Source organism: Streptomyces carpinensis (genome assembly GCF_002154505.1).
GTDB classification, from domain to species: Bacteria; Actinomycetota; Actinomycetes; order Streptomycetales; family Streptomycetaceae; genus Streptomyces; species Streptomyces carpinensis.
Genome location: NZ_MUBM01000286.1, coordinates 1 through 10220, shown reverse-complemented (window position 1 = coordinate 10220; position 10220 = coordinate 1). Strand labels below are relative to the sequence as shown.

Sequence of the window (10220 nt, the reverse complement as noted above, 5' to 3'; positions counted from 1 at the left end):
CGCGCCTGGACGGCAGTCCGCATCCGGGCGGCAGCCGGCCCCCGGACGACAGCAGACCCGCGAGACGGCTCCTGGCACCGTGCCCGGTCCGCGCCGCCGCCGTGGCGCGCCGCCGCCGGAGCCGCTGCCGGGACGGCGGGGGCGCCGGCCGGAGAAGAGGAAGTCGAGGACCAAGAAGGTCCTTATGTGGACCGGCGGCACCATGGCGTTCGTCCTGGTGGGCGTCGGCACGGCCGGCTATCTGATCCTCAAGCACCTCGAGGGCAACATCTCCAGCACGGACGTGGGCGATGCGGCCAAGAACGGCTTCAGCAAGGACGAGGCCTTCAACATCCTGATCATCGGCACCGACAAGCGGACCGGCAAGGGCAACGAGGGCTACGGCGACAAGGGCAGCGTGGGCCACGCGGACACGAACATCCTGCTGCACGTCTCCAAGGACCGTACGAACGCGACCGCGTTGAGCATCCCCCGCGACCTGATCGTGAACGTCCCGGACTGCCCGACCAAGCAGCCCGACGGCACCACCAAGGTCCTCTCGGGCACGCCGAACGTCCGCTTCAACACGAGCCTCGGCCAGGACGGCCGTGACCCGGGCTGCACGATGCGCACCGTCAAGGAGGTCACCGGCATCGCGCCCGACCACTTCATGATGGCCGACTTCAACGCGGTGAAGACCCTGACGACGGCCGTGGGCGGGGTCGAGGTGTGCCTCAAGCACGCCGTCGACGACAAGGACTCGCACCTGAAGCTCTCTGCCGGCTCGCACAAGATCGAGGGCGAGCAGGCGCTGGCGTTCGTCCGCACCCGGCACAGCTTCGGCAACCAGGGCGACCTGGACCGGATCAAGGTGCAGCAGCAGTTCCTCAGCTCGCTGATGCGCAAGATGTCCTCCGGCGACACCCTGACCAACCCGGCCAAGCTCTACGACCTCGCCGACGCCGCCACCAAGGCACTCACCGTCGACAAGGGCATCGACAAGGTCAGCACGCTCAAGGACATCGCCCTGGAGCTGAAGAAGGTGCCGCCGAAGAACATCACCTTCCTGACCGTGCCGGTGCTCGACAACCCGGCGGACGGGGCCGTGCACAAGACGGTCATCGTCGACCCGAACAAGGCTCCCCAGGTCTTCGACACCATCCGCGGCGACGTCTCCTTCACCGAGGTGAAGAAGAAGCAGCAGGCGGCGAAGGACGCCGAGTCGGCCCGGCTCGAGGGCTCCCAGTCGGCGGCCTCCGACGTGCGGGTGCGGATCTTCAACGGCGGTGCTCCCCCCGGTTCCGCACAGCAGACGCTGAGCTGGCTGCAGAACCAGGAGAGCGTCACCAAGTCTGAGAACGTGGGGAACGCGCCCCAGAACCTCGACAAGACGACGCTGGAGTACGCGCCCGACCAGGCCGACCAGGCCCGTAAGCTCGCCGCGCTCATGGGCCTGCCCGGGTCCGCGCTGAAGCCGGGCAAGAGCGTGACCAACTCCCAGGGTCTGCCCGCGATGACGCTGACTCTGGGCAAGGACTTCAAGGGCGCGGGAGTGTCGCTCACCGCTCCGACGAAGGCACCGGACGTGCCGAAGTCCACGGCGGACAAGGTTCAGTGCGCCAGTTGAGCGCACCGCGCCACCCTTCGGGCCTGTCGTGCGTCTAACAGGGCGCATGACGGGCCTGTTCGGCGGTTCAGGGTGGGGAGGATGGGGAGTTGACGCAGAGCGATCTGCGCGGGGAGGGGCCTGCGGTCGAAGACGCGGTGCCCCTCGCGTCGCGGGGTGGGAGAGCATCGAGCGGCCACGGCCGGCGCGGTGGCGGAGGACATGGGGGCCGCGGCGGACGCGGCACCGCGGGCAGACGTCCCAAGCGGCGTGTGCTGCGCTGGTCGGCGACGGTGCTCGCGGTGGTGATACTCGGCACGGCCGGCGCCGGATACCTCTACTACGAGCACCTGAACAGCAACATCCGCAAGGGCGTGCGCAGCAGCGGGGACTCCAAGGCGCACAAGGCGAAGCCGAATTCGGCCGGCCAGACGCCTGTGAACATCCTCCTCATCGGCTCCGACAGCCGTAACTCCGACGAGGACGTCGCGCTGGGCGGCAGCAGGGACAACCGGGGCAACCCGCCGCTGGGCGACGTGCAGATGCTCATCCACCTGGCCGCGGACCGCAAGAGCGCCGCCGTGGTGAGCATTCCGCGCGACACCCGCGTCGACATCCCCAAGTGCACGGACCCGAAGACCGGTCACAACTACCCGCCGACCAACGCGATCATCAACGAGTCGCTGGCCCGCGGCGGCGCCGGCTGCACCCTCGCCACCTGGCAGAACCTCACCGGTGTCTACATCGACCACTGGATGACCATCGACTTCGCCGGCGTGGTGAAGATGGCGGACGCCATCGGCGGCGTCGACGTCTGCACGCGGCAGAACGTGTGGGACCGCCCGTTGCCGGGCGTGCCGGGCGGCTCCGGACTGAAGCTGAAGGCGGGCACGACCAAGGTCAAGGGCAAGGAGGCCCTGCAGTGGCTGCGCACCCGGCACGCCTGGGGCAGTGACCTGCTGCGGGCCCGGGCCCAGCACATGTACCTGAACTCGATGATCCGCACGCTGAAGGGCGAGAGCATCTTCACCGACACCGGCCGCCTGATGGACCTGGCCGAGGCGGCCACGAAGTCGCTCCAGGTCTCCGAGGAGATCGGCTCGGTGAAGAAGCTGTACGACCTGGCGATGCAGCTCAAGACGGTCCCGACCAACCGCATCACCATGACGACGATGCCCAATGTCCAGGACCCGCAGAACAAGGACCACGTCGTACCGGACGGCGCCGGCGCCGAGAAGGTGTGGAAGATGCTCCGCGACGACGTGTCCTTCGACGCCAACGGCGAGAAGTCCGACGGCAAAAACTCCGGCGGGAAGGACGGGACCGGGAACGGCGGCAAGGGAGGCGCCGACCAGGCACAGGCGTCCGCGGACCCCGCGCACCCCGACGGCCAGATCGGCGTCACGGTGGAGAACGGCACCCGCACGTCCACGCTCGGCCCGGTCTCCCACCGGGCGAGGGACATCAGCCAGGAACTCGTGCAGAAGGGTTTCGCCAGGGCCGCGGCGGACGCGTCGACGACGCCGTCCGTGGACGAGACGGTCGTGCGTTACCCGAGCGCCGAGTTGAAGGGCGACGCCGAGCGCGTGGCGACGGCGCTGGGCATCCCGACGAGTTCGGTTCAGAAGTCGACGGACGTCTCCGGTGTCACCGTCGTCGTGGGCGCGGACTGGCGCACGGGCACCAGCTACCCGCAGCAGGCGGCGCCGAGGGCCGGGGACATCCCGAAGAACTCCGACGCCATCAACGGCGCCGACACCGAGCAGTGCATGGACGTGTACGCGCCCTACCGCTGGTAGCCGTACACGCCCGCCGCCGGCCTTCGTACGGCCCCGCCCGCCGGTGGTCGCGCGAAGGGCCCCTCCCCGGCACGGGGAGGGGCCCTCGACACGCTCGCCCGGTGCTCAGTCGGCGGTGACGACCGCCGGCCGCCGCGAGGCGATGACCTTCTTCGCCAGCGCCTTCGGGCTGGTCAAAAAGCCCCAGCCCCACGACATGTGCATGGTGGCCAGGGCCACGGGTATCCGCAGCCGGGCCCCCAGCGGCAGGCCCTTGCCGGCCGGGAGCGAACCGGCGACGATCGCCGCCAGATACCCGCCCGGAATCACCAGGGCCCAGGGGGTCAGGGCCGCGCCCACCACGATCCCGGCCGCGATCGCGCACACGGCGGTCGGCGGGGCGAGGTAGCGCAGGTTGATGGAGCCCTCGTGGTAGCGGGCGACGACGTGCCGCCAGCGGCCGTAGTCCTTGTACTGCTTGGCGAGCGCCTTCACGTTCGGGCGCGGCCGGTAGGAGACCCGGAGCTCCGGCGAGAACCAGATCAGGCCGCCCGCCTCACGGATGCGGAAGTTGAGCTCCCAGTCCTGGGCGCGGATGAACTCCTCGTTGTAGCCGCCCTGTTGCTCCAGGGCGGCACGGCGGAAGACACCCAGGTAGACCGTTTCGGCCGGGCCGGCCTCGCCGCCGGTGTGGAAGGCCGCGTTGCCCACACCGATCTTCGAGGTCATCGCCGCCGCGACCGCGTGCTCCCAGTCGTTCTCGCCCTCGGCGTGCATGATGCCGCCCACGTTCTGCGCGCCGGTCTCCTCCAGGAGCCGTACCGCGGTGGCGATGTAGTTGGGCGAGAGCATCCCGTGACCGTCGACACGGACCACGATCGGATGGCGGGATGCCTTGATCGCGGCGTTGAGTGCGGCGGGGGTGCGGCCGGTGGGGTTGGGGACCGTGTGCACACGCGTGTGGTCGCGTACGAGCTCGGCGGCGATCTCGTCCGTGCGGTCCGTGGACGGACCCAGGGCGATCACGACCTCCATCTCGCCGTCGTACTCCTGCGCGAGGATCGCTTCGACGGCCCCGCGCAGATGCCGCTCCTCGTTGAGGACGGGCATGATCACAGACACGGCGGGGAGCCGCACGTCGGGCTTGGCGTTCATCGGTGCTCACGTTACCGCGTACGGGGGACACGGGTGCGCGCCGCAGGTGTCACTGCACCGGTGCGCAGATCGTATGGCCCTACGGTGCTCACGGTGTCCACCCACGCCATATGCGGAGGTGTCCCCCCATGTCCACCACGTCGCCCCGGCCGCCCCGGTCCACCGCGAAGCCCCGGCGCGGGACGCGACAGACCACCGCACGGCAGGGGACCGCCCGCGTGCCGTACGCGCCCGTGCCGCGACGCCGACCACGCTGGGCCATGCGGGCGGCGACCACGCTGTCGGTGGTGGTGCTCGCCTCCGCCGGGATCGGGCACGCGGTGGTCTCCAGCCTGGACGCCGACATCGCCCGGGTCGACCCCTTCAGGGACATGAAGAACCGCCCGCCCAGGGGCAACGGCATGAACGTCCTGCTGGTCGGCACCGACGGCCGGGACCGGATCAGCGCGCAGGAGCGGCGCGCGTACCGTCTGGGCGGACAGCCCTGCCACTGCACCGACACGATGATGATCGTGCACGTGTCGGCGGACCGGGAACGGGCCAGCGTGGTGAGTCTGCCGCGCGACTCCTACACCGAGCTGCCCGCCCATGTCGACGCGAGCACCGGCAAGCGGCACGGACCGCACCCGGTCAAGCTGAACGCGGCCTACGCCGAGGGCGGCCCGAACCTGACCGTGCGCGCGGTCGAGGACATGACCCGGTTGAAGATCGACCACTATCTGGAGGTGGACTTCACCACCTTCATGCGCACGGTCGACGTCCTCGGCGGCGTCCCCATCTGCACCGCCGAACCGATGAAGGACTCCTACACCGGCCTCGACCTGCCGGCCGGCACCCACACCCTCACCGGCGGCCAGGCCCTGCAGTACGTCCGCTCCCGGCACGTCGACGGGGCCAGCGACTTCAGCCGCATGCAGCGCCAGCAGCGCTTCCTGGCCGCGCTGATCGAGCGCGCGACCTCCTCCCGGGTGCTGCTGAACCCGATGAAGTTCCGGGACGTGACCCGGGCCGTGCTGGGCTCGGTACGGGCCGACCGGGGCTTCCACACCGACGAACTGCTCGACCTCGGGCGGGCGATGCGCAACTTCTCCCCTTCCTCGTCCGAGTTCACCACCGTCCCGGTCGAGCAGGCGGCCTTCCCCGTCAATGGGCTGGGCTCGACCGTGAAGTGGGATCGGGCCAAGGCAGACCAGCTGTTCCGGACGCTGCGTGAGGACCGTCCGCTCGCCGTGCGCAAGCCGTCCCGGCGGCCGGACAGCACGGTGGCCGTGGAGGTCCCCCCGCAGCGGATCCGGGTCCAGGTGGAGAACGGCACCACCACGGTCGGGCTCGGCAGACGCGTGGACACCGCGCTGGCCGGGGCCGGGTTCGTCACGACCAAGGCCCCCGTGGACTCCGAACAGCGCGGGGTGAAGCGGACCGTGGTGCTGTACGACCCCCGGTGGGACCGCTCGGCGAGGGCGCTCGCCGCCGCGCTGCCGGGAGCCGAACTGCGAGCCGTACCGGGGCAGGGCGCGACCCTCAAGGTGATCACGGGAAGCGACTTCCGCCAGGTGCGGAAGCTACGGGTGGAGGACCCCGCGCAGGGCGCGGCCCGGGTGGTCAGGGGCGACGAGGTGCAGTGCGGCTGAGGCGCAGGAGACCGGCGAGTCTGGTGAGAAAACGGTGAGGCCGTTCGGGGCCCTCGGGAGAGACGGGGATGAGAGTGGAGACAAAGGTCTCAGTCCTCGAATCCCTCCGCCGCCCGCTTCTCCCGCAGTTCCTTGATCGCGCGGCGGCGGGCCAGCCGGTGGGTGCGGCGTATCTGGGCCTCCTGGTAGCGCCGCTTGTCCTGCTCGGTCTCGGGCAGGACCGGCGGCACGGCGCGCGGCCTGCCGTCGGCGTCCACGGCGGCGAAGACCAGATAGGCGGAGCCGACCTGGGTGGCCGGGGTGGACTCGTTCCAGCGCTCGGCGAGGACCCGGACCCCCACCTCCATGGAGGTCCGGCCGGTCCAGTTGACCTGGGCCTTCACATGCACGAGGTCGCCGACCCGGACCGGTTCCAGGAACGCCATCTCGTCCATGGAGGCGGTGACGGCGGGGCCGCCACTGTGCCGGCCGGCAACCGCGCCCGCCGCGTCGTCGACCAGCTTCATGATCACCCCGCCGTGCACCGTGCCCAGGAGGTTGGTGTCGTTGTGGGTCATGATGTGGCTGAGGGTGGTCCGAGACGCCGAGGTCGGCTTGCCCGGGATATCCGCGGTTCCGAATTCCGCGACGGAGGCCTGGTCTGTCATGGCCTCTACCTTATGCCGCGGCGACATAGGGGGGATTTGTGTCAGCTTCGCAACAGCGGTGACCTTATTTTCCGACGGCCCTTGTAAGCCATATGGGCGGGACCTGCACACTGGGGCGCATGAATGAATGGCCCGAGGGGTGGTCCGACGACAATCCCGGACCCCGGTACGGACGCGGCAGCACCGGAGCGCAGCCGGACGGCGCGCGCGTGATGCGCCAGGTGCGGCGCGGCGGCCCGGCGGTACCGCCCGGGCAGGGAGCCTATGGCCGGCCGGGCGGCCGGCGGCCCGAGGCCCCGCAGTACGGAGTCCCGCAGCAGCCGTCGTACGTCGACGGGGGCTACACGGACGGTTACGCGGACGACGGTTACGGTTACGACAGCGGCTACAACACCGGCCAGGTCTACGGCAGACCCGGCGCCGACGGCCCCGGCGGCCCGGCCGGGCCGGGCGAGGGCCGCATCCGCGGTCCCCGTCCCGCGCCGAACTGGGGCCGCCGCTTCAAGTGGACCGTGATAACCCTGGTCACCGCGCTGGTGGTGACCTCGGTGGCGACCTACTTCTGGGCCGACTCCAAGCTCCACCGCGACGTCGACCTCTCCAAGGTCATCGACCGGCCCGCGACGGGCAAGGGCACGAACTACCTGATCGTCGGCTCCGACAGCCGCGCCGGGCTGTCCAGCGCGGACAAGAAGAAGCTGCACACCGGCTCCGCCGAGGGCAAGCGCACCGACTCGATGATGATCCTGCACGTCGGCGACAACGGCGACACGCTGATCTCCCTGCCGCGCGACTCCAACGTCACGATCCCGCAGTTCCGCGGCTCGGAGTCCGGCAAGTTGAAGGGCCCCCTGGGGCAGAACAAGCTCAACGCCGCCTATGCCTACGACGGCCCGACGCTGCTGGTGCGCACCATCGAGTACAACACCGGCCTGCACATCGACCATTACGTGGAGATCGGCTTCGCCGGCTTCGCGAACATCGTGGACGCGGTCGGCGGCGTCGAGATGACCATCGACCAGCCCTTCAAGGACAAGTGGTCCGGCGCCGACTTCAAGGCGGGCAAGCAGAAGCTGAACGGCGACCAGGCCCTGGCCTTCGTCCGGACCCGGCACGCCTTCGCCGCCTCCGATCTTCAGCGCACCAAGAACCAGCAGAAGTTCCTCTCCGCCCTGGCCCACCAGGTGGCCACCCCGGCGACGGTGCTGAACCCGTTCAAGTTCTACCCGACCATGAGCGCGGGCCTGGACTCCCTGGTCGTCGACAAGGACATGAGCCTGTGGAACCTGGCCTCCATGTTCTGGGCGATGAAGGGCGTCAGCGGCGGCGACGGCAAGTCCATGAACATGCCCGTCTCCGGCTCCACCGGCGGCAACCTCGTCTGGGACAAGGCGAAGGTCAAAACCCTGGTGGACGAGTTGAAGAACGACGAGAAGGTGACCGTCTCCGGCAACTGACCGGACGGCCGCCAAGACGGTCCGGCGAAGGGCGGGGCCCCGCGGTACACAGCCGCGGGGCCCCGCCGTCGTGTCGGGCAGGTCACATCCGGGCTCCCGCCATCGCACGGCACAGCTCCGCGCAGCGGCGACACGCCTCCGCGCAGCGCATCATCATCTTGTCGTCGGGCATGGACATACACGCCTCGGCGCACATGTCACAGGCCTTGGCGCACATCGCGCACATGTCGCCCGCCATCGGCGAGCGGCGCATCATCATGTCCGCGCACATGCGCGTCGTCTCGGAGCAGTCCATGAGCGCGCGCATGATCTGCATCTGCGCCTGGCCGCCCATCTGCATGCAGGAGCTCATGGCCTCCTCGCAGATGCTGTGGCAGGTCATGCAGGCCTCGACGCAGTCCTGCATCTCCTTGCTCATGGGGGTCATGGTTCCGGGCTGGGTCATGGCTCCTCCTGGGGGGACGAAGGGAGCCGGGGCCCCGGGGCGGGCCCCGTGCCCTTCCGTCGTACGCCCGTCGGCCGCGCTCCGCCATCCGGCGGAAGCACGCAATCCGCTACGTCCGTCCGGGTGAGGGCGGCCGCCTGCGTCCCAGCCCCTGTTCGGCGCCGATGCCGTCGGCGCGGGTGACGCGGACGATCTCCCGCGTCCGTCCCGCCGGGCCCGGGCCTCCGCCTCACCGCAGCCTGCGGACAAGTCCCCGTCTCCGCAGGGCACTTGGTCGACCTCCGTACGGGGCCCGGTTCCCGTACGCGCGTCGCACCTCCGTCCGGGGGACGGAGGTGCGACGGGGTTCGGCGTACGAACCGGTGTGTTACGGGAGGTTGCGGGCCATGACGACGCGCTGGACCTGGTTGGTGCCCTCGTAGATCTGGGTGATCTTGGCGTCGCGCATCATGCGTTCCACCGGGTAGTCGCGGGTGTAGCCGTAGCCGCCGAGGAGCTGGACGGCGTCGGTGGTGACCTCCATGGCGACGTCGGAGGCGAAGCACTTGGCGGCGGCGCCCTGGTAGGTCAGGGCCTCGTCTCCCCCTCCGGCGGCGACGCGTTCGGAGGCGGCGGCGGCCTGGTAGGTCAGGGCGCGGGCGGCCGAGATCTTCATGGCCATGTCGGCGAGCATGAACTGGATGCCCTGGAAGTCGGCGATCGGCCTGCCGAACTGCTTGCGCTCCTTGACGTATCCCTTGGCGTAGTCGAGGGCTCCCTGGGCGATGCCCAGGGCCTGGGCGGCGATGGTGATGCGGGTGTGGTCCAGGGTCTTCATCGCGGTGGCGAAGCCGGTGCCCTCCTCGCCGATCATGCGGTCGGCGGGGATGCGCACGTTGTCCAGGTACACCTCGCGGGTCGGGGAGCCCTTGATGCCGAGCTTCTTCTCCGGGGCGCCGAAGGAGACGCCCACGTCGGATTTCTCCACCACGAAGGCGCTGATGCCCTTGGAGCGCTTGTCGGGGTCGGTGACCGCCATCACCGTGTAGTACTCCGAGACGCCCGCGTTGGTGATCCAGCGCTTGACGCCGTTGAGGACGTAGGTGTCGCCGTCGCGGACCGCCCTGGTCTTCATGCCGGCCGCGTCCGAGCCCGCGTCCGGCTCGGACAGGCAGTAGGAGAACATGCCGCTGCCCTTGGCGAGCGGGGTCATGTACCGCTTCTTCAGCTCCTCGGAGCCGGACAGCAGCACCGGCAGGGAGCCCAGCTTGTTCACCGCCGGGATCAGCGAGGAGGACGCGCAGACGCGCGCCACCTCCTCGATCACGATGACCGTGGCCAGGGCGTCCGCGCCCGCGCCGCCGTAGCTCTCGGGCACGTGCACCGCGTGCAGGTCGTTCGCGACCAGCGCCTCCAGCGCCTCCTGCGGGAAGCGGGCCTCCTCGTCCACCGCGGCCGCGTACGGCGCGATCTTCGCCTCGGCCAGCGAGCGGACGGCGTCGCGGAGCATGTCGTGCTCCTCGGACGGGCGGTACAGGTCGAA

At 70.1% G+C, this 10220-nt stretch carries 8 protein-coding genes; 4 read left to right on the top strand and 4 right to left on the bottom strand.

The genetic code is table 11. The features are described from left to right. On the top strand, positions 1–1606 hold a 1606-nt coding region (locus BZY54_RS34030), incomplete at its 5' end, for an LCP family protein (protein ID WP_425276346.1). Between the two features lie 89 nt (positions 1607–1695). After that, positions 1696–3384 (top strand): LCP family protein, encoded by a 1689-nt coding sequence (locus tag BZY54_RS34025; protein ID WP_425276345.1) that lies wholly within the window; start codon positions 1696–1698, stop codon positions 3382–3384. A gap of 105 nt (positions 3385–3489) precedes the next feature. Here the strand turns inward: BZY54_RS34025 and BZY54_RS34020 are convergent, their stop codons facing one another. Next, complete coding sequence (locus BZY54_RS34020; RefSeq protein WP_086729176.1) at positions 3490–4518, bottom strand: glycosyltransferase family 2 protein; 1029 nt, start codon at positions 4516–4518, stop codon at positions 3490–3492. Between the two features lie 128 nt (positions 4519–4646). Between BZY54_RS34020 and BZY54_RS34015 the strand changes: the two genes are divergently transcribed. Beyond that, positions 4647–6149, top strand: coding sequence for an LCP family protein (locus tag BZY54_RS34015; RefSeq protein ID WP_086729175.1), 1503 nt, complete (start codon positions 4647–4649; stop codon positions 6147–6149). An 89-nt stretch (positions 6150–6238) separates the two neighbouring features. Here the strand turns inward: BZY54_RS34015 and BZY54_RS34010 are convergent, their stop codons facing one another. Further along, the gene (locus tag BZY54_RS34010) at positions 6239–6823 is read right to left on the bottom strand and encodes an acyl-CoA thioesterase (RefSeq protein WP_086729174.1); all 585 of its coding nucleotides are present in this window, start codon (positions 6821–6823) and stop codon (positions 6239–6241) included. Between the two features lie 92 nt (positions 6824–6915). On the opposite strand from BZY54_RS34010, the gene BZY54_RS34005 reads away from it, so the two are divergent. Next, the gene (locus tag BZY54_RS34005; protein ID WP_086729173.1) at positions 6916–8253 is read left to right on the top strand and encodes an LCP family protein; all 1338 of its coding nucleotides are present in this window, start codon (positions 6916–6918) and stop codon (positions 8251–8253) included. Positions 8254–8335: 82 nt separating this feature from the next. Here BZY54_RS34005 and BZY54_RS34000 read toward each other — a convergent pair whose 3' ends face one another. Further along, the gene (locus BZY54_RS34000; RefSeq protein ID WP_086729172.1) at positions 8336–8698 is read right to left on the bottom strand and encodes a four-helix bundle copper-binding protein; all 363 of its coding nucleotides are present in this window, start codon (positions 8696–8698) and stop codon (positions 8336–8338) included. A 367-nt stretch (positions 8699–9065) separates the two neighbouring features. Beyond that, the coding region (locus BZY54_RS33995; RefSeq protein ID WP_107419893.1) for an acyl-CoA dehydrogenase family protein at positions 9066–10220 on the bottom strand (1155 nt) is incomplete at its 5' end.